This window comes from Chromobacterium alticapitis, from assembly GCF_002924365.1.
Lineage (GTDB): Bacteria > Pseudomonadota > Gammaproteobacteria > Burkholderiales > Chromobacteriaceae > Chromobacterium > Chromobacterium alticapitis.
The window spans coordinates 51,862-75,044 of sequence record NZ_PQWB01000045.1; the positions used below are offsets into that span (position 1 = coordinate 51,862).

Annotated in this window: 24 protein-coding genes and 1 other RNA gene; 15 read left to right on the forward strand and 10 right to left on the reverse strand. The window is 61.9% G+C overall.

What is annotated here, in order from left to right; genetic code table 11:
• Positions 1-158 precede the first annotated feature (158 nt).
• Together C2I19_RS11690 and brnQ are read left to right on the forward strand one after the other, a co-directional pair.
• On the forward strand, positions 159-719 hold the full coding sequence (locus C2I19_RS11690) for a hypothetical protein (protein WP_103902874.1): 561 nt from the start codon (positions 159-161) through the stop codon (positions 717-719).
• Positions 720-1,049: 330 nt separating this feature from the next.
• On the forward strand, positions 1,050-2,360 hold the full coding sequence (brnQ, locus tag C2I19_RS11695) for a branched-chain amino acid transport system II carrier protein (RefSeq protein ID WP_103902875.1): 1,311 nt from the start codon (positions 1,050-1,052) through the stop codon (positions 2,358-2,360).
• A gap of 382 nt (positions 2,361-2,742) precedes the next feature.
• Here brnQ and C2I19_RS11700 read toward each other — a convergent pair whose 3' ends face one another.
• Positions 2,743-3,951, reverse strand: coding sequence for an amino acid aminotransferase (locus tag C2I19_RS11700; protein ID WP_103902876.1), 1,209 nt, complete (start codon positions 3,949-3,951; stop codon positions 2,743-2,745).
• 264 nt (positions 3,952-4,215) lie between these two features.
• Between C2I19_RS11700 and C2I19_RS11705 the strand changes: the two genes are divergently transcribed.
• Positions 4,216-4,494, forward strand: a complete 279-nt coding sequence (locus tag C2I19_RS11705) for a hypothetical protein (RefSeq protein WP_103902877.1) — start codon at positions 4,216-4,218, stop codon at positions 4,492-4,494.
• A 74-nt stretch (positions 4,495-4,568) separates the two neighbouring features.
• A complete protein-coding gene (locus C2I19_RS11710; protein ID WP_158253701.1) occupies positions 4,569-5,294 on the forward strand; it encodes a substrate-binding periplasmic protein in 726 nt (241 codons plus the stop codon).
• A 112-nt stretch (positions 5,295-5,406) separates the two neighbouring features.
• Here C2I19_RS11710 and C2I19_RS11715 read toward each other — a convergent pair whose 3' ends face one another.
• Both C2I19_RS11715 and argE read right to left on the reverse strand, forming a co-directional pair.
• On the reverse strand, positions 5,407-6,789 hold the full coding sequence (locus C2I19_RS11715) for a sodium-dependent transporter (RefSeq protein ID WP_199181156.1): 1,383 nt from the start codon (positions 6,787-6,789) through the stop codon (positions 5,407-5,409).
• A gap of 131 nt (positions 6,790-6,920) precedes the next feature.
• Complete coding sequence (gene argE / locus C2I19_RS11720; RefSeq protein ID WP_103902897.1) at positions 6,921-8,087, reverse strand: acetylornithine deacetylase; 1,167 nt, start codon at positions 8,085-8,087, stop codon at positions 6,921-6,923.
• Between the two features lie 159 nt (positions 8,088-8,246).
• Here argE and ffs point away from each other — a divergent pair.
• Positions 8,247-8,345, forward strand: an RNA gene (ffs, locus tag C2I19_RS11725) — signal recognition particle sRNA small type.
• 264 nt (positions 8,346-8,609) lie between these two features.
• Positions 8,610-8,933 carry a helix-turn-helix domain-containing protein gene (locus C2I19_RS11730; RefSeq protein ID WP_043625385.1) on the forward strand — a complete coding sequence of 108 codons (324 nt, stop codon included), beginning with the start codon at positions 8,610-8,612 and terminating at the stop codon, positions 8,931-8,933.
• A gap of 96 nt (positions 8,934-9,029) precedes the next feature.
• Here the strand turns inward: C2I19_RS11730 and C2I19_RS11735 are convergent, their stop codons facing one another.
• Entirely contained in the window at positions 9,030-9,482 is a 453-nt protein-coding gene (locus tag C2I19_RS11735) for a universal stress protein (RefSeq protein ID WP_103902880.1), read from the reverse strand.
• Between the two features lie 130 nt (positions 9,483-9,612).
• On the opposite strand from C2I19_RS11735, the gene C2I19_RS11740 reads away from it, so the two are divergent.
• The 4 genes from C2I19_RS11740 (at position 9,613) to xerC (ending at position 12,297) form a co-directional block, all read left to right on the forward strand.
• Positions 9,613-10,041, forward strand: coding sequence for an acyl-CoA thioesterase (locus C2I19_RS11740; protein ID WP_103902881.1), 429 nt, complete (start codon positions 9,613-9,615; stop codon positions 10,039-10,041).
• 18 nt (positions 10,042-10,059) lie between these two features.
• On the forward strand, positions 10,060-10,473 hold the full coding sequence (locus C2I19_RS11745; protein ID WP_103902882.1) for a TerB family tellurite resistance protein: 414 nt from the start codon (positions 10,060-10,062) through the stop codon (positions 10,471-10,473).
• 68 nt (positions 10,474-10,541) lie between these two features.
• Positions 10,542-11,390, forward strand: a complete 849-nt coding sequence (locus C2I19_RS11750; protein ID WP_103902883.1) for an AAA family ATPase — start codon at positions 10,542-10,544, stop codon at positions 11,388-11,390.
• Position 11,391: 1 nt separating this feature from the next.
• Positions 11,392-12,297 (forward strand): tyrosine recombinase XerC, encoded by a 906-nt coding sequence (gene xerC, locus C2I19_RS11755; RefSeq protein WP_103902884.1) that lies wholly within the window; start codon positions 11,392-11,394, stop codon positions 12,295-12,297.
• A 4-nt stretch (positions 12,298-12,301) separates the two neighbouring features.
• Here the strand turns inward: xerC and C2I19_RS11760 are convergent, their stop codons facing one another.
• From C2I19_RS11760 to orn, 3 genes are all read right to left on the reverse strand, one after another.
• On the reverse strand, positions 12,302-12,802 hold the full coding sequence (locus C2I19_RS11760; RefSeq protein WP_103902885.1) for a CinA family protein: 501 nt from the start codon (positions 12,800-12,802) through the stop codon (positions 12,302-12,304).
• Positions 12,792-14,444, reverse strand: a complete 1,653-nt coding sequence (pgi, locus tag C2I19_RS11765) for a glucose-6-phosphate isomerase (protein WP_103902898.1) — start codon at positions 14,442-14,444, stop codon at positions 12,792-12,794. Before pgi ends, C2I19_RS11760 begins: the two co-directional genes overlap by 11 nt.
• Positions 14,445-14,526: 82 nt before the next feature.
• The gene (gene orn, locus C2I19_RS11770; protein WP_103902886.1) at positions 14,527-15,072 is read right to left on the reverse strand and encodes an oligoribonuclease; all 546 of its coding nucleotides are present in this window, start codon (positions 15,070-15,072) and stop codon (positions 14,527-14,529) included.
• Positions 15,073-15,151: 79 nt separating this feature from the next.
• Here orn and C2I19_RS11775 point away from each other — a divergent pair, with 79 nt between their 5' ends.
• The 5 genes from C2I19_RS11775 to C2I19_RS11795 all read left to right on the forward strand — a co-directional run bounded on the left by C2I19_RS11775 (position 15,152) and on the right by C2I19_RS11795 (position 19,047).
• Positions 15,152-16,399: a M48 family metallopeptidase gene (locus C2I19_RS11775; protein ID WP_103902887.1), complete on the forward strand. Its 1,248-nt coding sequence runs from the start codon at positions 15,152-15,154 to the stop codon at positions 16,397-16,399.
• On the forward strand, positions 16,396-16,722 hold the full coding sequence (locus C2I19_RS11780; protein ID WP_103902888.1) for a 4a-hydroxytetrahydrobiopterin dehydratase: 327 nt from the start codon (positions 16,396-16,398) through the stop codon (positions 16,720-16,722). The genes C2I19_RS11775 and C2I19_RS11780 overlap by 4 nt, the downstream gene beginning before the upstream one ends.
• A complete protein-coding gene (gene rsgA / locus C2I19_RS11785; RefSeq protein WP_103902889.1) occupies positions 16,719-17,582 on the forward strand; it encodes a ribosome small subunit-dependent GTPase A in 864 nt (287 codons plus the stop codon). The genes C2I19_RS11780 and rsgA overlap by 4 nt, the downstream gene beginning before the upstream one ends.
• A gap of 124 nt (positions 17,583-17,706) precedes the next feature.
• Positions 17,707-18,447: an acetoacetyl-CoA reductase gene (gene phbB / locus C2I19_RS11790; protein WP_103902890.1), complete on the forward strand. Its 741-nt coding sequence runs from the start codon at positions 17,707-17,709 to the stop codon at positions 18,445-18,447.
• A gap of 102 nt (positions 18,448-18,549) precedes the next feature.
• Positions 18,550-19,047, forward strand: coding sequence for a free L-methionine (R)-S-oxide reductase MsrC (locus tag C2I19_RS11795; RefSeq protein WP_103902891.1), 498 nt, complete (start codon positions 18,550-18,552; stop codon positions 19,045-19,047).
• A gap of 148 nt (positions 19,048-19,195) precedes the next feature.
• On the opposite strand, the gene C2I19_RS11800 is transcribed toward C2I19_RS11795, so the two are convergent.
• From C2I19_RS11800 to C2I19_RS11810, 3 genes are all read right to left on the reverse strand, one after another.
• Positions 19,196-22,150, reverse strand: coding sequence for a DNA translocase FtsK (locus C2I19_RS11800; RefSeq protein WP_233201172.1), 2,955 nt, complete (start codon positions 22,148-22,150; stop codon positions 19,196-19,198).
• 155 nt (positions 22,151-22,305) lie between these two features.
• Positions 22,306-22,806: a phosphatidylglycerophosphatase A family protein gene (locus tag C2I19_RS11805; RefSeq protein WP_103902892.1), complete on the reverse strand. Its 501-nt coding sequence runs from the start codon at positions 22,804-22,806 to the stop codon at positions 22,306-22,308.
• The coding region (locus C2I19_RS11810) for a thiamine-phosphate kinase (protein WP_255410700.1) at positions 22,790-23,183 on the reverse strand (394 nt) is incomplete at its 5' end. The genes C2I19_RS11810 and C2I19_RS11805, both read right to left, overlap by 17 nt.

A 23,183-nucleotide genomic window follows, 5' to 3' on the forward strand; every position in this document is an offset into this window, starting at 1 on the left:
TGCGCCGCCGGGCTTTTTCTTCTAAATATGGGGATTAAATTTGCTTGCGATCAATATATTGCGATTTCAAGCCCAGCACCCCATGGAGCGACAATTGGATACACAAAGGTCATAACAAGGCGCTTAAATTTCATGACATTCCAAACCGGAGAGCCGCCATGCGCCGTCTTGCCATTCTCATTCTGCTCAGCTCGCTCTGCCAAACCGCCCTCGCCGACGACAAGGAAACGGTGCAGGGCCAGGGCGGCCGCGTTTTGCGCTACAGCTCCACCCAGGTCAGAGTCGCGCCCTCCCCCGAGGACATGCGCAACTATTTGCAAGCGCGCGATGCCCGGCTGGACGGAGCTGGCGCGGCAATGGCGCTGCAGGCCGGCCGCAAGGCTCTGGAGCAATTGGGATACAAACAGATTGAGGTGGATACTGATTACAGCGTGATCCGCGCCGAAAAGGACGAAACGCTGGTCAGCGAAGCGCGTCAGACGCTGCGCGGACTGCTGAAGCTTAAATTCCCGCTGCCGGGCAAGCCTGATCATCAAACCACCGAGGTGCTGCTGACCCTGCGTCCGGGGCCGCAACCTGGCCAGCTGCTGCTGAGAACCCGCATACGCCAGACCGTCTGGGACAGCAACGGCAACTCGCGCACCTTGCTGTGCAGCGACCCGGCCATCTATCGCCAACTATACGAAAAATTGGCCAGCGCCCTGGACGGTCAGCGCTGATCTGCTCGAGGCTAGAAAGCATGCCGGCAGGCTAATTTTCAAGCAAAGACTTGCCAATGACGCCCAATAGACGCTTTAATAAGCGAATGCTTTCTTTTTAATCGGATCGAACATGCTGCCAAACCCTCTCGCCATGCCCGCCGCGCCGCGCTCCGGCCGCGCGGCTCATGCCGTGGGCAGCGTATCCGTGATTATTATTATCCCGCTTCCAAACAGCCAGGGATAAAGTCGCCTTTCTGCAATTCAGCCGACGTCCCTGGCAAGGGACCGGCTCGAACGCTCCCTTTCCTTCTCCAGGTCCGCCGGCACTATCGTCTGGAGATATCGCCTATGCTTTCCCGCAGCAATACAGCCGCCTTGGGCATGATGGTTTTCGCCCTGTTTCTCGGCGCTGGCAACGTTATTTTTCCGCCGATGGCGGGCCACTTGGCCGGCGAGGCCTGGGTCATCGCGGCGCTGGGCTTCATGTTGACAGGCGTAGGCCTGCCCTTTCTCGCGCTGCTGACCGTGGCAGGCCTGGGCCGCGGCGAAGCGCTGTCGCGCGACTTGCCTCCCTGGGCGGCGACCGCCTTCTGGAGCCTGCTGTATTTGATACTCGGCCCGCTGTTCGCGATGCCGCGCGTCACCAACGTCGCCTACGAAATGGGCTGGCTTGCGCTGGGATTCGCCGATACCCCCTGGAGCGGCGCGCTGTTCGCCCTCGCATTCAATGCCGCCGGACTCTTCCTCACGCTGAGGCCAGGGTTGCTGATAGACAGCATGGGGCGCTGGATGACGCCGGTTCTGCTTGCCCTGCTGGCGGCTGTCGCCGCGGGCGTCGCGCTGCAGCCTATGGACGGCGTCACGCCCGCCAGCGGCCGTTATATCGACGGAGCCTTCATCGCGGGGGCTTTGAGCGGGTATCAAACCATGGATGTGCTGTCCGCCATGGCATTTGGCGGATTGGTTGCGCGCGCGCTGGCGGGAAAAGGCATTACCCAAGCGCCAATCGTTCGCCGGCTCACATTGAAAGCCGGCCTGATCTCGGTCGCGCTGCTGTCCCTGCTATACTTGAGTTTGTTTTATCTGGGCGCCACCGGCAGCCCGGCGGCCGCCGGCGCGAGCAATGGCGGACAAATCTTCGCGCGCTACGTCGCCTGGCTGTTCGGCGCCCCAGGCAGTTGGCTGATGGCCGGCATCGTTCTGCTAGCCTGCCTGACCACCATGGTGGGCCTGGCCAGCACCAGCGCGGATTACTTCGCCAGGCAAACCGGCTTGCTCGGCTATCGGAGCTGGTTGATCGCGGTTTCCGTCGCCGCCTCGCTGATCGCCAACTTCGGCCTCGATGCGCTGATTCGCATCACCGTGCCCGCCCTATACCTGATTTACCCCTGCGCCGTCTGCCTGGTGCTGCTTGAACCGCTGAGAAGCCTCCTACCCAAACGCAAGTTCAGTTATGGCCTGACGCTGGGCGTGGTGGCCGTCTTCAGCCTGGGCGACATGCTCAAGGCCGCAGACCTGCTTCCCTTCCCCCTCCAGACCTGGCTGGAACAACTGCCGCTGTTCTCCCTGAGCCTGGGCTGGCTGCTGCCAGGCGCCTTGGCGCTGGCCTTGAGCTTGCCGCTGAGCCGCGTGGGCCGGAGCATTGCAACCGCCTCCTAAGCCAGCCAAAGCCAAACACCGCTCGCTCGACAATGCCGTTCACTCAGACGAGTGAGCGGCATTTTTCAGGCCACGAATCCTGCTCGCGCTCCTGCCACTCCATCTCTCGAGCCTTGATCCAAATGCCAGGCAAGAATCATGGATACCTTGATTCCCCGCACGCGCTCAACACAGCAGCCCTGACAGGAGTACGCACGCGGGCCGGGCAAGCCGGCTCAGTTGTCTCCTCCAAAACAGCAGCGGGGGCATAAATGCCCCCGCTGTAAAAAAGCTGCCGTTCAGCTACCCAATCAAACAGAACCCATCCGCCAAACAGACGGCATCACCAGGCTCCATAGGACTGGCTCAGCGACGCGCCAAGCAAACCTGGCACTATCCGCGATCAGGCCTGAACCACCTTGGCAATCGCCGAGGCCACATAATCGACATTCTTGCTGTTCAGCGCCGCCAGGCAGATCCGCCCGGTGGATACGGCATAAATGCCGAACTCTTCGCGCAGGCGGTCAACTTGCGCCACGCTGAGCCCGGTATACGAGAACATGCCTCGCTGAGCGGTAATGAAGGAAAAATCGACCGCCACGCCGTGCGCCTCGATGGCCGCCAGCAGCGCATGGCGCATGGCGCGAATGCGGTCGCGCATGCCGGCCAGCTCGTCCTCCCAACGCTGACGCAGTTCAGCGCTGGACAAGACCGCCGCCACGATGGCGGCGCCATGGATAGGCGGATTGGAGTAATTGGTGCGAATCACGCGCTTCAATTGCGACAGCACGCGCGCGGACTCATCCTTGGAGCCGGTGACGATGGACAGCGCGCCCACGCGCTCGCCATACAGCGAGAAGCTCTTGGAGAAGGAACTGGCGACAAAGAACTGCAGACCGGACTCGGCAAACAGGCGCACCGCCAACGCGTCGGCCTCGATGCCGTCGGCAAAGCCTTGGTAGGCCATGTCGAGGAAAGGCACCAGGCCGCGCTCGCCGCAAACGGCAACCACTTCGCGCCATTGCTCGGCGGACAGATCGGCGCCAGTCGGATTGTGGCAGCAGGCATGCAATACGACGATGGAACCGGCAGGCTGAGCGGCCAGGTGCGACTTCATCGCGTCGAATGCGACGCCGCGGGTAGACGCCTCATAGTACGGATAATTCACCACGTCGAAGCCTGCGGACTCGAACAAGGCGCGGTGATTTTCCCAAGACGGATCGCTGATATGGACTTTCGCGCCGGCGTCCAGACGCTTCAGGAAATCGGCGCCTATCTTCAGCGCGCCGGTGCCGCCCAAGGCCTGGGCCGTCACCACGCGGCCAGCGGCCAACAGCTCGCTATCCGCGCCGAACAATAGTTTTTGCACCGCGACATCGTATGCCGCCGGGCCTTCGATCGGCTGATAGCCGCGAGCCGGCAGCGCTTCCAGCCTAGCCTTCTCCGCGGCCTGCACGGCGGCCAGAAGCGGAATTTTGCCGTTGTCGTCAGAATACACGCCCACTCCAAGGTTAACCTTGGTGCCGCGCGTATCCGCGTTGAAGGCTTCATTCAAACCGAGAATGGGGTCGCGCGGCGCCAGTTCCACACCGGCGAAGATCGAAGAGGTCATACCAGGCTCCATTAATATGCAAACGGGCCGACGCCATGCCGCCGGCCATAGAAACTCCGTACGCTGTTGCCTTTCGAAGGCAAGGTGTTCGCTGTCGAACAATAGTTTACCACGGCGGCACAGCATGCGCGGCAAGTTCACCCCTCCTCCAAACGGCAGGATATTGCGCCCGCCAGCCAGAAAATCTTCTATCATGGCATAAATGGATAACGAGCAGACTTACGAATCGAAATCCTGCCAACTTTACGCCACATGGAGGCAAAGATGAGAAAAGGCATACTGTTGTTCTGGCCGTCGTTCATCATCGCGGTGCTCGCCACCCTCGTGTTTTACTCCATATTCGACCCTGCCGAGCTGACCCTGCACGGCCACGCCTTGTTCGCGGACAAACTGACGGCCTACTCCGTCTTCCTGCTGGCCAGCTGGGCCTTCGGCGCGCTCAACACCGCCATCGTACTGCTGCTGGAGAAAAGCGCGCGCGACATCAATGGCTTTACCCCCCCGCCCGTCGTCAGCGGAGACGAAGACGGCTCCCCCTCCTGACCAAGCCGCTGTCCGCTGCCTATTAAGACTATGCTAGAGCATGGCCCGAGCGCTTGGGCAAGACAGGAACGGACGTGGAAAGCAGGACGCGAGGACTGCTGGCCTGCTGGCTGGCGCTATGGCTGCAGTTCGCGGCGGCGGAAACCAGGCTGCTGACCGAGGATGATCCGCCGTTCAACTACCCGGACGGCAGCGGCGGCATCACCGGCATTTCCACCGAAATGGTGTCGGAGGCCTTCCGCCGCGCGGGACTACGCTACTCGATAGCACTCATGCCATGGCTGCGCGCCTATCTGCAAGCGCAAACCGACGCCAACGCCTGCCTGTTCTCCACCACGCGCAATGAAGAGCGGGAGCCGTTGTTTCAATGGGTGGGTCCGCTGCTGAAGAACGACTGGGCGGTTTTCGCCGGACCGCGCAGCCCGCGTTCCGCGCGCGATATGGAAGCTCTGCGGCCGTACCGCATAGGCGGCTACCGCGGCGACGCCGTGGCGCTTTACCTGCAGAATCGCGGCTACCGGCTGGAATACACATCGGACGACGCGCTGAATCTGCGCAAGTTGATGGCCGGCCACATAGACTTCTGGGCGTCCGGCATCTATCACGCCCGTTTCCTGAGCAAACGGGAACGCACGGGCCCATTGCGGCAAGTCGCGGTATTCTCGTCCAGCTATTTGTACCTGGCCTGCCATCCTCATATGCCGCCCGACATTCCGCAGCGACTCAACGCCGCGCTGGATGACATGCGACGGGACGGCTACGTGGACGCCTTGAAAAAACGCTACCTGGCAGGCCCCTGAGTCAAGCCCAATGCAAACCGCCCCCGCGGCGCAGGCATCCCGCGATGCGCGCGCCCCAGGGGCGGTTTCCAATTCGCCGCAACGGCCCCGTTTGGACGAGGCCGCGCGCTGGTCAGAACACTTTCAGACCCTTCAGCATCACCACCAGGATCAACGCGGGCGAAACGAAGCGGACCACGAAGAACAAGGGCTTCAGCAAGCTTTCGTTGCTCAGGGCGCCGCCATTGCTCAAGGCGTCGCGGAAGCGCTCGTACTTCCACACCCAGCCCGTGAACAGGCACAGGAAAATCCCGCCCAGCGGCATCAGCACATTGGAAGTCACGAAGTCGAACAAATCGAACAGAGTCATGCCGAAAATCTTGAAATCCGCGGTCAGACTGTTGGACAGCGCGCAGCCCGCGCCCACCACGGCCAGCAGCAGCAGATTGATCACCGTGGACTTGACTCGGCTGATGCCGAAGCGCTCGCTCAGCACCGATACCGGCACTTCAAGAATGGACAGCATGGCGCCGGTGGCGGCGATGGCGGTCAGCACGAAGAACACCACCATGAACACATGGCCCAGCGGCATGCTGGCGAATACAGCCGGGATCGTGATGAACAGCAGCGAGGGGCCGGCCGCCGGCTGGAAGCCGAAAGCGAACACCGCCGGAAAAATGGCGATGCCGGCCAGCAGCGACACGAACAAGTCGGCGCACATCACGCGGAAGGTGGTGACTGGAATGTTCTGGTCATCGCGGAAGTAGCTGCCATAGGTAATCATGGTGCCCATGCCGATGGACAGCTTGAAGAAGGCCAGACCAACCGCCGTCAGCACGACCGCCGGCGTGATCTTGGAGAAGTCCGGCGTGAACAGGAAAGACAGACCCTCGCTCGCGCCCGGCAGCATCAGGCTGCGCGCGCCTATCAGCAGCAGCAGCACAAACAGCAGCGGCATCAGCTTCTTGGTCACCGCTTCGATGCCCTTGGACACCCCCAGCAGCAGGATGCCGCCGATCAGCGCCAATACCGCCCATTGCCACAGCAAAGACTGCTTAGGGTCGGAAATCAGCGAGGCAAAGGCGCCGGACGTCACTTTGGGATCGCGCGACAGGATATCCCCGCCTATCGCCTTGAAGATATAGGCAAACACCCAGGCCGCCACTTCGGAATAGAAGGCCATGATCAGAAAGGCGGCGAAAACGCCGAAAGCCCCGATCAGCCACCACGGCTGCCCCTTCGGCGCCAGCGTCACCAGCGTGGTCACCGCGTCGCGCTTGGCCTTGCGTCCCAGCATGATCTCGGAAATCATCACCGGCAGTCCCACCAGCAGCGTGGCCAGCACATACACCACCAAGAATCCGGCGCCGCCATTGGTGCCAGTCAAATATGGGAACTTCCAGATATTGCCCAAGCCGACCGCCGACCCCAGAGTGGCCGCCAGCACGCCGAAACTGGAAGTAAACCCGTCGCGCGCCTTGGGCGCTCCACCCGACTTCATTTTGTCCTGACTCATTTTTTGTTCTCTCTGCCGCCTATGAAACAAGCCCGCGCGGAGGTCATCCGGGCGGGCTCTCAATGACCTTCGATATTACAAGGCGACGATTCTGAAGCCTAATGCTGATACAGGCAAAGCATTTTTTAGGTCTATTTGATTAACTTGTTAGTCAATGCGTCCAGCCAATCCAGACAGGCCTGCAGCTGCGCAATTTCGACGTATTCATCCGGTCTGTGCGCCTGCTCGATGGAGCCGGGCCCCAGCACGACGCACGGCATGCCGGCCTGGCTGAACAGGCCGGCCTCCGTCGTGTAAGCCACGCCCGCCCCGCCCTCGCATCCGCACAGGCTGGCCACATAACGCCGGATCTCCGACTCTGGATCAGACTCGAAGGCCGGGCTATACACGGTCGGCTCGATAACGATATCGGCCTCCGGCGCAATCTGCCGCATCTCCTGCAGCAGCGTCGCGGCGTAATCCGCCACTGACGAGACCAAGCGCTGCGGATCGTCCCCCGGCAGCCAACGGCACTCGAACATGAATTCGCAATCCGCCGGCACGATATTGCAAGCCACGCCGCCATGCACCAGACCCGTCTGCATCGTGGTGAAAGGCACATCGTATAAAGGCTGCCGATGGCCGAAGCCCGCCTCCGCGTCCGCTAGCTTGCGGATATGCGTGATCAGCCTGGCCGCGTACTCGATGGCATTGACGCCATAGGGCGTCAGGGACGAATGCGCGGCGCGCCCCCGCACCCGGCAGCGATAGTGGGCGATGCCCTTGTGCGCGATCACCGGCCGCATCGACGTCGGCTCGCCGACGAGGCAACCCGCTATGGGCTCGCCCTCTGCCAGCAAGGCGTCTATCATGCGCCCCACCCCCACGCAGCCCACTTCCTCGTCATAGGACAAGGCAAGGCCGACGCCCTGCGCCAAGCGATCCTCGCGCGCCAGCTCGGCCAAGCGCGGCACGCTGGCCAGCGCGCAGGCGATGAAACCCTTCATGTCGGCGCTGCCGCGGCCGTAAAGGCGGCCATCGCCGCCGTCAGTCAACTCGAACGGCGGGAAGCTCCAGCTCTGGCCATCCACCGGCACCACGTCGGTATGGCCGGACAGAACGATCAGCGACAGCCCGGGTTTGCCGATGCGCGCGAACAGATTGGCCTTGCTGCGCTCATCGTTATAAGTCAGACGGCTCTCAATGCCGAAGCCGGCCAAATACGCCTCCACCCACTCGATCAACTGCAGGTTCGAATAGCGGCTGGTCGTGTCGAAACGGATCAACTCGGCGAGAAGCTCGGTATGGGATACAGACATGGCAAAACCCTGCGGATTCAGATGAGGAGCGGCCTTCGAGTCTGCACCCATGGCCGCCATCCGGCAATAGCGGCAAGCCCTCCTCCCCCTCGTCACGCCACCTCCGCATAAAAATGCTTGTCAATTAGCCGAACATTGCATACAATCCGTTTCCTCTATGGCGGGCCTCCCCGCATTGCACGGTAGCGAACCTGGTCAGGTCCGGAAGGAAGCAGCCACAGTTATTTAGTGCAAGTGCCGGGGGTCAGGCTCGCCACCCCTCCCCTTTTTATTATGTTGCCAACTGGATTGCAAATTTGCGACATCCGGGGGCTTTTTTGCGTCGCAATCACAAAATACCATTGTCCTTGACAATCAGATTGCGCTAACATTAGCAAAACTGAATTTTCAAATTCATGGAACTTCACTAATTTCCCTGCATCATAAATATTCCTGTTGGATTTTTTTTGCTATTTTTAGTAAGCAGGGCGAAGTCCTAAAAAAATACTAGAACCATTTGTTTCAAATACGAGAGGAACACTCATGAAACTGTTTGAAAAAATCCCGAATCCCCGGGAAATCCGCCGCAAACTCGGCCTGAACCAGCAAGAATTCTGGAGCCGCATCGGCGTCACTCAATCCGGCGGCTCCCGCTACGAAAGCGGCCGCAACATGCCGAAGCCGGTTCGCGAACTGCTGCGCCTGGTGCACGTCGAGCAAATCGACCTGTCCAAGGTCCGCCGCGAAGATTTCGAGATCGTGGAATACCTGAAGGAAACCCACCCCGATCTGTACAAGAGCCTGCGCAAGGCCGTACGCACCAAGATCGAAGCCCAGGAAGGCGGCGCCGAAGCTGCGGCCAACTGATTCGACTCAGACGCAAAAAAGCCGGCGCGCATCGCGTCGGCTTTTTCTTTGACGGCGCCCAAGCTCAAAGACGCCGCCCGTCATGCTTGCCTAGCCTCACTGATCCCCCGCGTAGCGCACCAGCAACACCGGCACGTCCGCCACTTTCAGCAAGCCCTCCGCTACGCTGCCCATCAATAAGTGCATCAAGCCGCCCAGTCCATGCGTGCCCATGACGATCAAATCCGCCCCCCAGGCGGAAGCGTCATCCGCCAACACGGAGGCGATCTTATCCCCCCAGCTCTCGAGAATGCGGCACTCCGGGTCCACCCCCATGGATTTCGCCTTGTCGCCAGCCAGCTGCAGCACCTGCTCGCCCGCTTGCTTGATCGACTTCTGCAGTTCGGTCGCGTCCAGGAACTCCGTCCCGCCCCAGCCAAATTGCGCCAGATCGACAACATGAACCAGTCTGACCGACGAAGCGAGCTCCTTGGCCAGCTTGCATGCCTCTACCAGCGCCATAGCAGAAGTCTCGCTATCGTCCACCGGCACAAAGATTTTCTGATACATGACGCAGCTCCTTTATGAAATTGGCTTACACTCCCAGTCTATCAAGGCTCGCTTCCCGTCATTTGACGCAGGTTAGGATTGCATGACATGAAGACCCAGCCCCTTTTCCACCCTTCCAGTATATCAAGCCATGCCACGCATCAAACTTGAACTGCCCGATCGCTTCATTTTCGACACCGCGCTGGACATCCGCATCGACGACATCAATTACGGCGGCCATCTCGGCAACGACGCCGTGCTGCGGCTCGCCCACGAAGCGCGCCTGCGCTGGCTGAAGTCGCTGGGCTACCCCCACGAACTGCAGGTAGAGGGCCTGGGATTGATCGTGGCCGACGCCGCAGTTTGCTACCGCGCAGAGGCCTTCCACGGAGAGCGGCTGCGCCTCAGCCTTGGCCCGTCCGACATCCAGCGCCACGGCTTCGATCTGATTTATCAGGCAGTCGATGACAACAGCGGCAGAGAAGTGGCAAGATTGAAAACCGGTGTCGTCTTTTTCGACTACCAGGCGCGCAGAATCGCCCCCATGCCGGAAGCCTTTTCCGGGAAGCTTCGCACATAGCAAAAAAGGAATGGCGTCATGAGAAACTACCCATCCAACAGTCCAGAAGCCATCGCCAGGCTGCTGGCCATGTTCATGATCACCGACGGCAATATGGACCCGCGCGAACTCGAGCTGTTGGAGAAATTGCACGTCTACCATCTGATCAATTTGCCGCGCAAGCAGTTCGCCCAAGTGCTGCGAGACTACTGTGACGACCTGTCCGACGAAGCGCGCGAAGACGGCTCCATCCACTTGCTGGACCGGGAGCGGGTGGATGGCCTGCTGGCCGAAATCACCGACCACCGCAAACGCAGGCTCGCTTGCGTGCTGGCGATGGACATCGCCAAATCCGACGGCACCATCAGCGACAGCGAAATGGCCCTGCTGAGCCACATGATGAAGACCTGGGGCATCACGCTGGATGACCTTGAGCGCGAGTTCGCCCGCTAACCCCCACATTCCGGGCGCCCGCCGCATGGCGGCGCCCTCCCACAACCCGCACTGCAACGCCTACATCCATGAACACCCGCTTTACCGGAACCGAACGCTATATCGCCACCGACGACCTGATGATGGCCGTCAATGCCTCCATCGCCCTGCAGCGGCCGCTGCTGATCAAGGGCGAACCCGGAACCGGCAAGACCATGCTGGCGGAGGAAGTCGCCGCCAGCCTTGGCCGCGAACTGATCATCTGGCCGATTAAATCCACTACCAAAGCCCAGCACGGCCTGTACGAATACGACGCCGTCTCGCGGCTGCGCGATTCGCAGCTGGGCGACGCCAAGGTCCACGACATCGCCAACTACATCGTCAAGGGCAAGCTGTGGCAGGCCTTCGAGTCGGAACAGGCGCCAGTGCTGCTGATCGACGAAATCGACAAGGCCGACATCGAGTTCCCCAACGACCTGCTGCGCGAACTGGACCAGATGGAATTCTTCGTGCACGAAACCCAGCAATTCGTGCGCGCCAGACAACGGCCCATCATCATCATCACCTCAAACAACGAGAAGGAACTGCCGGATGCCTTCCTGCGCCGCTGCTTCTTCCACTACATCCGCTTCCCCGACGCGGACACCATGCAGGCCATCATCGACGCGCACTTCCCCGACATTCGGCAGCAACTGGTCAAGCAGGCGCTCGAGGTGTTTTTCTCCATCCGAGAACTGCCTGGCCTCAAGAAAAAGCCCACGACATCGGAGCTGCTGGACTGGCTGAAACTGCTCAGCGGGGAATCCATCAGCGAAACCGAGCTTGAAGCGCACCAGGCGCGCAACGCGCCGCCGCCGCTGGCCGGCGCATTGCTCAAGAACGAGCAGGACCTGCAACTGTTCGAGCGCCTGATGCAGATGGCGCGCCTGCGACGCTGAAATGAGCGAGCTCATCGGCCGCTTCATCGACCACCTGGCCATTGCCGGCCGCAGCCCGCATACGCTCGCGGCCTACCGCGCCGACCTCGACATGCTGGCGGACCATCTTGAGCCGCTGCAGGCGGAAAACGCGCAGCCGAACGACCTGCGCCAGGCGCTGACGCGGCTGCGCGCGAGCGGGCTGAACAGCCGCAGCATCGCCCGCCGACTCTCATCCTGGCGCCAGTTCTATCTCTGGCTGCTGCGCAGCGGACAGCGTCACGATGACCCCAGCGGCTCCCTGCGCGCGCCCAAACGCGACAAACTGCTTCCTAAAGCGCTGCCGGTAGACGGCGCGGCGGCGTTGCTGGATAGAATAGAAGGCGACGATGCGCTCAGCGCCCGCGACCGCGCGATATTCGAGCTGATCTACAGCTGCGGCTTGCGGTTGTCGGAAACGGTGGGCCTGAACATGGATGACGTTGACTTCTCCGACCAGCTGTTGCGCATTCGAGGCAAGGGCGGCAAGGAGAGGCTGTCACCCATAGGCGCGGTAGCCATGGCGCGGCTGCGCGACTGGCTGGCGCAACGCCAGGCGCCGAAAGAAGAGCCGGCGCTGTTTCTGGGTCGTCACGGCCGCCGCCTGGGCGGTCGGCAAATCGAAAAAAGGCTGCGCGACTGGGCGATCAAAACCGGCGCGGAGCGGCACGTGCATCCGCACATGCTGCGCCACTCCTTCGCCTCGCACTTGCTGCAATCGTCAGGCGATCTGCGAGCAGTGCAGGAACTGCTGGGCCACGCCAATCTGTCCAGCACCCAGATCTATACCTCGCTGGATTTTCAGCACCTCGCCAAGACTTACGACAACGCCCACCCCCGCGCGCGCAAGCGCCGCGCCCCGACAGACGAAGATACTGGCGCCGAATAGATAATCAGGCCGCGCGGACGTGGCCGTGGATGCGCTGCAGCAATTGCGTCAGCGCCTCCTCCACGGTTTGGCGCCGCACCGCCTCGCGATCGCCGCCGAACTGGCAACGCCAAGCCTCGGTCTGTCCGCCTGGATGCGCGATGGCCAGCCAGACAAGACCTACCGGTTTTTCCGGCGATCCTCCATCCGGACCGGCGATGCCGGACACCGCTACCGCCCAGTCGGCGTCGGCCAGCGCCTGCACGCCGGCGGCCATCTCGCGCACCACCAGCTCGCTGACCGCGCCGTGGTCCATCAGGGACGAGGCCTGCACCCCCAGCAACTGCTGTTTGGCCTGGTTGCCGTAGCTGACCACGCCATGGCTGAACCAGCCCGAACTGCCTGGAATATCGGTGATGGCGGCGGCTATCATGCCGCCGGTGCAAGACTCCGCCGCGGCCACGCTCTCGCCCCGCGCCAGCAAGATCGCGCCGAGATCGGCAGCCAATTGTCTGCTATTTGCCATGACGCTTCCTGTAATGTCTGATCAGGCCATTGGTCGAACTGTCATGCCCCAGTTCGCCGGCCGAGCCGGATAGTTCCGGCAAAATACGCCGGGCCAGCTGCTTGCCGTACTCCACGCCCCACTGATCGAAAGAATTGATGCCCCAGATCACCCCCTGCACGAACACCTTATGTTCGTACAGCGCCAGCAGCATGCCCAGGCTGTATGGCGTCACGCTATCCAGCGCCAGCGTATTGGAAGGCTGATTGCCTGGGAACAGCTTCTGCGGCAACAGCATGTCCAGCGCCTCTCCCGACAGGTGGCCCAGCTCCAGCATGACCTCCGCCTCGCTCTTGCCGCGCATCAGCGCCTCCGTCTGCGCCAAGCAGTTGGCCACCAGCACGTCGTGCTGGCTGCCCAGCGGATAATGGCTGTTCAACGGCAGAATGAAATCGCACGGCACCAGCCGGGTTCCCTGATGCAGCAACTGGAAGAAGGCGTGCTGGCTGTTGGCGCCCTCCTCGCCCCAGATCACCGGCCCGGTGTCGAAATCCAGCACCTCGCCGAAACGCCCCACCCGCTTGCCATTGGACTCCATGTCCAGTTGCTGGATATGGGCCGGCAGACGGCGCAGGCCATGATCGTAAGGCATGATGGCATGAGTATGCGCCTGATAGAAGGTGTTGTACCAGATGCCGATGAGCGCCAGCAGCACCGGCATATTGGCGGCAAAGGGCGACTCGAAAAAATGGCGGTCCATGGCATGGCCACCATCCAGAAAGGCCCGGAAGTTGTCGTAACCTATGGCCAGCATCACCGGCAGACCAATGGCGGACCAGACGGAATAACGCCCGCCCACCCAGTCCCAGAAGCCGAACATGCGCGCCGGATCGATGCCGAAAGCCTTCACCGCCGGCTCATTGGTGGATACCGCGACGAAATGGCGGGCGATGTCGCCTTCAGTCGCCGCTTGCAGAAACCAGCCTCGCGCCGCCTGGGCGTTCAGCAAGGTCTCCGGCGTGGTGAAAGATTTGGACGCGACGATGAACAATGTCGTCGCCGGGCTCAGCCTCTCCAGCGTCCTCGCCAGATGCTGGCCGTCGACATTGGAGACGAAGTGAATATTCAATTCCGGGTGCGCGTAGGAGGCCAACCCCTCCTTGACCACCACGGGACCCAGATCAGAACCGCCTATGCCCAAATTCACGACATCTCGGATACGCTGCCCATCGAAACCGAGCCAAACGCCATCGCGCACCTGCTCGCTGAAATCGCGCATGGACTGCAATACCGCATGGACATCCGCCACCGCATCTCGGCCATCCACCTGCAAGCTGGCATCGCTTGGCAAGCGCAAAGCGGTATGCAGCACCGCGCGGTTCTCGCTGACATTGATGCGCTCGCCGCCTTGCATCCTGGCCATCCAACCCTTTAGGTCCGCCTCCGCGGCCAGCTCGAACAGCAACTCCAGCGTGCGCTCGGTAATGCGGTTCTTGGAATAGTCCAGCAACAGCCCGTCCAGCTCCAGCGAGAAACGCTGGAAGCGGTGCGGGTCCAGCTCGAACAACTCGCGCATATGCATATGGCGGGTCGCCCTCTGGTGCTGGTGCAGCTTGGCCCAGATCGGAGTGGAATTGATGTCGATGTGGCGGTGAACAGCCATATTTTCTGCCAATGGAATATCAAATGAGAAACAATAAGGTCAGCACATAAGGCTGACCTCACACCTCTTAAAGCACTTACCCCTACAGCTTGAGAAAATGCTCGCGGTAATACCGCATTTCTTCAATGGACTCCAGGATGTCCGCCAGCGCCTCATGCTTGCCGCGTTTGATCACCCCCTTCGCCACTTCCGGCTTCCATCGCTTGCACAGCTCCTTCAGCGTGGAGACATCCAGGTTGCGATAGTGGAAATACGCCTCCAGCTTGGGCATCCAGCGCGCCATGAAGCGGCGGTCCTGGTGTATGGTGTTGCCGCACATCGGCGAGACACGCTCCGCCACGTATTGCGACATGAACTCCAACAGGCGCTGTTCAGCCTCGGCCTCATTGACCGCAGAGTTCTTCACCTTTTCGATCAAACCGCTCTTGCCGTGCGTGTTCTTGTTCCAGTCGTCCATCGCGTCCAGCACCGCATCCGGCTGGTGGATCACCAGCACCGGGGATTCGGCCAGCACGTTCAGCTGGCTATCAGTGACTATCATCGCCACTTCGATGATGCGGTCAGCGTCAGGATTCAGGCCCGTCATTTCCATGTCGAGCCAGATGAGGTTATTGGTATCTTGTGCCATACTAGCCAATCTTGAGTAAACCCTCCCATTTTCCTTCATTGCCGCCGCGGCGGCAAACCCGATACCCATACCGACACCCATGACCGAGGCATTCTCCATATTGTTCGCCATCGCGCTGGCGTTCACGCTGTGTCTGAAACTGTGGCTGGGCTGGCGCCACATCCGCCATGTCGCCATGCACCGCGGACGCGTTCCCGCGGCTTTCCGCGACAGCATCACCCTGGAACAGCATCAGCACGCCGCCGACTACACCATCGCAAAAACCAAGCTGGGCCTGCTGTCCGCCTGGATGGACACCGCCCTGATCGCGGCCTTCACTTTTGGCGGCGGGCTGCAATGGCTGGCCCTGCGCGCCATGCAGCTGACCTCTTCGTCCTTGCTGTCCGGCCTGGCCTTGATCACAGCCGTGGCCGTGATCGGCGGACTGGCTTCCCTGCCTTTCAGCCTGTACGGCATCTTCAGCGTCGAGACGCGTTTCGGCTTCAACAAGATGAGCGTCAGGCTCTACCTGATCGATCAGCTCAAGGGTTTGCTGCTCAGCGCGGCCATCGGCCTGCCCCTGCTGGCGCTGGTGCTATGGATGATGGACATCGCAGGCCCCTTGTGGTGGCTATGGGTCTGGCTGATCTGGTCCGCCTTCCAGTTGCTGATGCTGGCGATTTTCCCAACTGTGATCGCGCCGATGTTCAATCAGTTCCAGCCACTGCAAGACGAGGCCCTGAGAGCTCGCATCGAATCGCTGCTGCAAAGGGCAGGCTTCAAGAGCCAAGGCGTATTCGTGATGGACGGTTCGCGCCGCTCCAGCCATGGCAACGCTTATTTCACCGGCTTCGGCGCGGCCAAGCGCATCGTATTCTTCGACACCCTGCTGTCTCAACTGAGCCATGACGAAATCGAGGCCGTGCTGGCTCACGAGCTGGGCCACTTCAAGCGCCGCCACATCGCCAAACGCATCGTCCTGTCCTTCGGACTGGCGCTGGCCCTGTTGTGGGCTCTGGGCCAGCTGCTGCATGCGCCGTGGTTCTACCTGGGCCTGGGCGTCAGCGCGCCCGGCACCGCGATGGCGCTGATCCTGTTCTTCACCGCGATCCCGGCGTTCACCTTCCCCCTAACCCCGCTGTCCAGCTTGCTGTCTCGCCGCCATGAGTACGAAGCCGACGACTTCGCCGCCGAGCATACGCGCGCCGACGACCTGGTCAGCGCCTTGGTCAAGCTGTACCGAGACAACGCGTCCACGGTGACGCCCGACCCCATCCACTCGACATTCTACGATTCGCATCCGCCTGCCGCGCTACGCATCCAACACCTGAAAGGTAACCAAGCATGAACCTGCTGGAATTGTCCTGCACGCCACAACACGGCGCCAGCCCGCTGGCCGACAACACCGTCAAGCAACTGCTGTCCACGCTGCCCGACTGGCAAGTGGCCGGCATCGAGCTGAGCAAGACCTACCGCTTCGCCAACTATCACGAGACCATGGCCTTCGTGAACGCGCTGGCTTGGATCGCCCATCAGGAAGACCACCATCCCGACATGTCGGTGCATTACAACCGCGCGGTGGTGAACTTCAGCACGCATGACGCCGGCGGTCTGACCCTGAACGACTTCATTTGCGCGGCCAAGACCGAAGCCCTGATCAAGCGCCCATGACAGCCAGCGCAGGACAGATCATCCGCAGCCACGGCCGCCGCTTCATCGTTGAAGCCGACGGCCATGTTTATGACTGCACCACCCGCGGCAAGCGCGTCGACTACGCTTGCGGCGACATCGTGGACATCCTGATCCAGAATCAGGAACAGGCCGTGATAGAACGCGCCCAAGCGCGCCGCAGCCTGCTGTATCGCCAGGACGACTGGAAAACCAAGGTCATCGCGGCCAACGTCACGCGCATCCTGTTCGTGATCGCCGCCGTGCCCACGCCCAACGAGGAGCTGCTGGGCCGCTGCCTGATCGCGGCGGAAGCCGGCGACATCGAGCCCGTCATCGTGGTCAACAAGTGCGACTTGCCGGAAACGGCGGCGCTTCTGGAAAAATTGCAACTGTATGTGAAGCTCGGCTACCAACTGGTTACATTGTCGGCCAAGCAGGACTTCAGCCCGCTACAACCCTTGCTGCGCGGGCATACCAGCGTACTAGTGGGCCAGTCCGGCATGGGCAAGTCGACCTTGACCAATGCCTTGCTGCCCGAAGCCAAGGCTCGCATCGGCGATATATCCACCGCTCTGGATTCCGGCCGCCACACCACCACTCATGCCGCGCTGTACCACTTGGACGAAAACAGTCACCTGATCGATTCGCCAGGCCTGCAGGAATTCGGCCTCAAGCACTTGCAAGCCGTTGATCTGGTGTACTACTTCCCGGAGATGCGCAGATATATTGGACAGTGTCGTTTCCATAACTGCTCGCACCGAGTGGAGCCCAACTGTGCGATCATGGATGCTGCGAAAAACGGCGAGATTACCGCTCACAGACTGGACCTGCTGCAGCGTTTGACGCAGGAACTGTCCTAAGCGGTTTGTAAATAAGGGAGCACACACTTCTTATTTACTTTTTATATCACGCTGAATAAGCTGTAACAAAAGAGGTTAAAGATCACGAAAGCATAAGTTAGACACCAACAGAGGAGCCAGCATCATGACCAAAAGGATTGCGCTTGTTACCGGTGGCATGGGCGGTATCGGAACCGCCATTTGCAAAACCCTGGCCGAGGCCGGCCACACCGTGATCACCACATACAGCAAGTCGGGCCGCGAAAAGGGCTGGCTGGCTGATATGAAGGGCCTGGGCTTCAACGACATCCACTGCTACCAGTGCGACGTCACCGATTTCGCCGCCTGCCAGGAAATGGCCGCGCGCATCACCAAGGACATCGGCCCCATCTCCATCTTGGTCAACAACGCCGGCATCACCCGCGACGCCAGCTTCAAGAAGCAGACCAAGGACGACTGGGACGCGGTGATCCGTACCAACCTGGACTCGGTGTTCAATATGACCAAGCCGGTGCTGGACGCCATGATCGAAGCGGGCTTCGGCCGCATCGTCAACATCTCGTCGATCAACGGCCAAAAAGGCCAGTTCGGCCAGACCAACTACTCCGCGGCCAAGGCCGGCATGCACGGCTTCACCATGGCGCTGGCGCAGGAAGTGGCCAAGAAGGGCGTCACCGTGAACACCATCTCCCCGGGCTATATCGCCACGGAAATGGTGATGGCTGTGCCCGAGGACGTGCGCAGCAAGATCGTTGCCCAGATCCCGGTCGGCCGCCTCGGCAAGCCGGAAGAAATCGCGGCTCTGGTCGGCTTCCTCAGTTCCGAGCACGCCGGCTTCATCACCGGCAGCAATATCGCCATGAACGGCGGCCAGCACATGATGTAATCGGGCTCCTCGCCGCGCCCACATGCCGCCCTCCGGGCGGCATTTTCTTTTTCCGGAACCGGTGTATGCTGTCGCCTTCCCCAACTCGATCACGCAATATCCATGGCAGAAAACCTGATCATCGAAGGCGGCAGCAAGGAAGCGAAATACCAAGCCCTGCTGCCGCAAGCCCACGCCCTGATCGCAGGCGAAACCGACCTCATCGCCGCGCTGGCCAATCTGTCGTCGGCGCTGGCCATGACCTTCGACTGGCTATGGACCGGCTTCTATCTGGTCAAAGGCGAACAGCTGGTTCTGGGCCCCTTCCAGGGCCCCATAGCCTGCACCCGCATTCCCTTTGGGCGCGGCGTGTGCGGCAGCGCTTGGGCGCAGGAGCGCACGCTGCTGGTGGACGATGTGGACGCCTTCCCCGGCCATATCGCCTGCTCGTCCAGCGCCCGTTCCGAGGTGGTGGTGCCGGTGCGCGACGCTGCCGGCAAAATCGTAGCGGTGCTGGATGTCGATTCTGACCAAGCCGCCAGCTTCGACCAAATCGATGCCTCCTATCTGGAGCGGATAGTCGCACCACTGGGGGCGCTGTTCCCAAGCGAACGCTCCTGAGTCTATCTCCCTGTCAAGCCTAAGCCGCGCATGAAACGTTCCCTTCTGCCTGACAGGCTGGCACCCCCGCATGAAAAATGCCGCCCACCGATGCAAGGTGGACGGCATTGGCCATGCCAAGAACTTCCAGCCTCCGAAGAGGCACGCCTCAGAATTCGCGCTGCGGCACCAGCACGGTGCGGTTGCCGTTGCTCTCCATCGGGCTGACGATGCCGGCCGCTTCCATCTCCTCGATCAGCCGCGCCGCGCGGTTGTAGCCTATGCGCAGATGGCGCTGCACGCCGGAAATGGACGGCTTGCGCGTGCGCAGCACAATCTCCACAGCTTCGTCGTACAGCGGGTCGCTTTCGGTCGCCGCCTGCGCCTTGGCAGTGGCGTCCGCCGAGGCATCATCCGCCTCGCTTTCGCCGGTCAGCAGGCCTTCCACGTAATCCGGCTCGCCATATTGCTTCAGATGCTCCACCACCGCATGCACCTCGTCGTCGGTGACGAAGGCGCCGTGCACCCGCTGCGGATAGCCGGTGCCGGGCGGCAGGTACAACATGTCGCCCTGTCCCAGTAATGACTCGGCGCCCATCTGGTCCAGAATGGTGCGGCTGTCCACCTTGCTCGATACCTGGAAAGCGATGCGAGTCGGAATATTGGCCTTGATCAGGCCGGTGATCACGTCCACCGACGGCCGCTGAGTGGCCAGAATCAGATGGATGCCGGCGGCACGAGCCTTTTGCGCCAGGCGCGCGATCAGTTCTTCAATCTTCTTGCCGGCCACCATCATCAGGTCAGCGAATTCATCCACCACCACCACGATGAAGGGAAGCTTGTCCAGCGGCTCAGGCGTTTCCGGCGTCAGGCTGAACGGATTGGGTATCCGCTTGCCCCGCTCGGCCGCCTCGCGCACCTTCTGGTTGTAACCGGCCAGATTTCGCACACCCAGCGCGCTCATCAGGCGGTAGCGCTTCTCCATTTCGCCCACGCACCAGTTCAGCGCATTGGCCGCCAGCTTCATATCCGTCACCACCGGCGCCAGCAGATGCGGGATGTCGTTGTAAACCGACAGCTCCAGCATCTTGGGATCTATCATGATGAAACGCACTTCGTCCGGCGTGGCCTTGTACAGCATGGACAGTATCATGGCGTTTACGCCCACCGACTTGCCCGAGCCCGTGGTGCCGGCCACCAGGAGGTGCGGCGCCTTGGCCAGGTCAGTCACCACCGGCTGGCCGGTGATGTCCTTGCCCAAGGCCAGCGTCAGCCGCGACGCGTTCTGCTGGAACACCTCGGCGGAGAAGATTTCCGACAACCGTATCATCTGCCGCTTGGGGTTGGGCAGCTCCAGGCCCATGCAGGTCTTGCCCGGAATCGTCTCCACCACGCGGATGGAAGCGAGGCCCAGCGCGCGCGACAAATCCTTCATCAAGTTCACCACCTGGTTGCCGCGCACGCCCACTGCCGGCTCCACCTCGTAGCGCGTGATCACCGGTCCAGCGTAAGCATCCACCACGCTGACCTTGACCTTGAACTCGGCGCACTTTTCCTCGATCACGATGCCGCGCTCGAGCAGCTCGTCCTGGCTGCATGCCTCCTGCGCCACATCGGCGGGACTCAACAGCGCCAGGCCCGGCAGCATGGAGTCGTCGTAGCAAGGGCGCTCGCCCTCCTCTTCCGCAGCCTCTTCGTCCGGCTGCTCAATCAAGGTCCATGCCGGGCCGGAATCCGCAGCAGGCTCGGCAGGAACAGCCGCAGCGACATGCGAGGATATCTCAGCCGGCGCAGTTGCCGTCTCGATCAACGCGACGGCGACTGGTTCGGTGATGCGCGGAGCCTCATCCACCAGCACCCAAGGCATGGGCTGGGCCGCCAGCTTGGCGGCGGTCTCCGACAGCGTCGGTGCCGCGACGCGCGGCGGCTCGACATCTTCTTCGCGGACGAACACCGGAGCAACGGTCGGCTCCGATACTGTGTCAGCGCGCTGCGCCATCACCTCGCGAGTTTGCGGCCAGCGCCAAGGCGCGCGCGCCACCGGCTCGTCCTGGACATCCATCGGCACGGCATGCATGTCGACAGCAGGCGCAAGCTTGGCTGCGACGCTAGCGGTCGTCCCCTCCGGCTCAGGCGGCGGTTCGACACCTGGCGCCGAAGCCACACCGGACGCCTCGACCAGCACAGGCCATGACTCGATTGCCGGGAGCATAGATTCGGCCTCGCTCGCGCACTGCGCCGCCTCCTGCCTCGCCGCCTCCTGCGGAGCGCCCCCCCCCGCGTGGATGTCATCGGCCTGCGGCGGTACAAGCATCTCAGGCGCGGGCCGGGCCTCCTCGGCTCGCATCGATTCCGCCGGCTCGGACTTGCGCAAGGGCTCCAATATCACCAGCGGCTTGATCGGTTCAAGTTTGGGTTCAGGCTTGGCGCGCGGGATCGGCACCAACTCCACCTGGGGCAGCGTCTTCTTGGGCGCTACCGGCGCGCGGCGATGCGCATGCAGGCTGGCCACCGCCTCCCTCACCTCCTGATGAGCTATGGTCGGCATGCCCGCCTCCACCGGCTCATTCCCCTCCACGCCGCGCGCGCGCTGGCGGCGGCGATAATCCTGCTGCATATTGCTCTGCATTTCGGACAGGCCTATCACCGGCAAGTCCCTGGCTTCGGCGCGCCGCGCCGCGGCTTGCGGCTTCTTGCGATACTCGCGAGACAATTCCAGCGTGGGCAGTTCGATCGTCGGCTCGCGGCGCGTTGGCTGTGGCCTACTGGGCAGAACGATGGTTTCACGCGCCGGCCCGGGGACCGGCGCCTGCGGCGCTTCCGCCTCGCGCATGCGCGGCGCCGAGCGGTGGGGGTCGGCCGGCTCTGCCTGAGGCGGCGTAGCGGCCGGCTGCGGCGACGGCATGGCGGATGGCGCGTCCAGCGCCTGCGCTGACGGTTGTTCAGCCTCGGCCGGCAGCTTCCGTTCCTCGGCGAAATAGTCCGGCTCGTAACGCTCGGCCCGCCCTTCCACGCCCAACATCCGGTCCAACTTTTGCGTCAGTTGCGGCAACGATACCCGCCCGCTCCAGACCAGCCATGCGGCGACGCCCAGCAATCCCAACAGAATGACTACAAACCACACAATCGAAAACCCCGAATCATGTCCGCCCCATGCATGGGGCGGACGGTATTGTCCATGGCGCTCGGCCAGCGAAAACCGCCGCCAAACCACCTGTCACTTTATATCCGAATTGTAACGATTTTAAGGCTGCCGCGGCAGCCGGGAACGCTGCGCGATCAGCGCCAGATCAGCGCCTGCACAGCCAACGCGAACAGCGCGGCGATCACATCGTCCACCATCACGCCGAAGCCGCCGCCGACGCGCTCGTCAAACCAGCGGATCGGCCACGGTTTGACGATGTCGAACACGCGGAACAGGGCAAAAGCCACCAGCCAACCCATCCAGCTGGCCGGCGCGAAAGCCAGCACCAGCAACATGCCCACCACTTCGTCCCACACGATGCCGCCGTAGTCATGCACGCCCAGCGCCTTGCCGGTGACATCACAGATGTAAACGCCGATCAGGAACAGCGGCAGGCACAAGGCCGCCAGCGTCCAGCCGCTCACACCCAGCGCATGCAGCGGGAAAAACAGCGGATAGGCCACCAGCGTGCCCCAGGTGCCCGGCGCCTTGCGCATCAGGCCGCTGCCGAAACCGAAAGCCAGCAGGTGGGCCGGGTTGCGCAGCAAAAAACGCCAGTCTGGCTTGATTTTCAGAGTTTCAGCCGAAGTGGTCATAACCTTCCTTATCCAGTTTCACTTGCCGTCCCGCCGCATCCAGCAGGCACGCCCCCCGCCCCGCCAGCGCTCGCCCAATGCGGCTGACGCGACAGCCGCATGCCGCGGCGGCAGCTTCGATGGCCGCGCGACGCTGCGGCGGCGCGGTGAATACCAGCTCATAATCATCGCCTCCGGCGGCCAGGCAGGACAGGAATTCCGCGCGCCGCGCCTCCAGCGCCGGATGCGAAGGCAGCGCGTCCGCCCACACCTCCGCCGCAACGGCCGATTCATCCAAAATATGCCCCAGGTCCGCCAGCAACCCGTCCGATATATCAGCGGCGGCATGCGCCAGCGATAACAGGGCCGCACCCAGCGCCAGACGCGGCTCGGGATAT